This window comes from Pseudoalteromonas sp. Angola-4 (genome assembly GCF_028599265.1).
GTDB classification, from domain to species: domain Bacteria; phylum Pseudomonadota; class Gammaproteobacteria; order Enterobacterales; family Alteromonadaceae; genus Pseudoalteromonas; species Pseudoalteromonas atlantica.
Window position 1 is genome coordinate 1 of record NZ_JAQREK010000054.1, and the last position, 597, is coordinate 597.

Consider the following 597-nt stretch of genomic DNA (forward strand, 5'->3'; position numbering starts at 1 on the left):
CACGGAGTGATTCATGACTGGGGTGAAGTCGTAACAAGGTAGCCCTAGGGGAACCTGGGGCTGGATCACCTCCTTATACGATTTAGAACTTATTTGTTCGTAGTGTCCACACAGATGATTGTTAATTAGTTAAGCCACTGGCTTAGTTAATTAATATGCTCTTTAAAAATTTGGAAAAGCTGATAATAAAATTCGTATAAATAACATTGTTATTTGTACAGAGTTTTCAAAAGTAAAAAAGAATGATAGCAGTATCATTCAGTGCCATTTAATCACTCTTATGAGTCGATTAATTGGTATCTACTTTAGTATTCAATATTAACTTCTGGCGAAGTTAAACTGTCACAAAACAAAGACCCGTTTGGGTTGTATGGTTAAGTGACTAAGCGTACACGGTGGATGCCTTGGCAGTTGGAGGCGATGAAGGACGTATTAACTTGCGATAAGCCTAGTCAAGCTAGTAAAAAGCACTTGAGACTAGGATTTCCGAATGGGGAAACCCACCTGCTTGCAGGTATCGTTAACTGAATACATAGGTTAACGAGGCGAACGCGGAGAACTGAAACATCTAAGTACCCGTAGGAAAAGAAATCAACC

The 597-nt window shown here is 39.2% G+C and carries 2 rRNA genes; both read left to right on the top strand.

Features of this window, described 5'->3' with window-relative positions:
* Window positions 1-76, top strand: a 16S ribosomal RNA gene (locus PSH48_RS20730); the annotation flags it as partial.
* A gap of 296 nt (window positions 77-372) precedes the next feature.
* Window positions 373-597 (top strand): 23S ribosomal RNA (locus tag PSH48_RS20735); the annotation flags it as partial.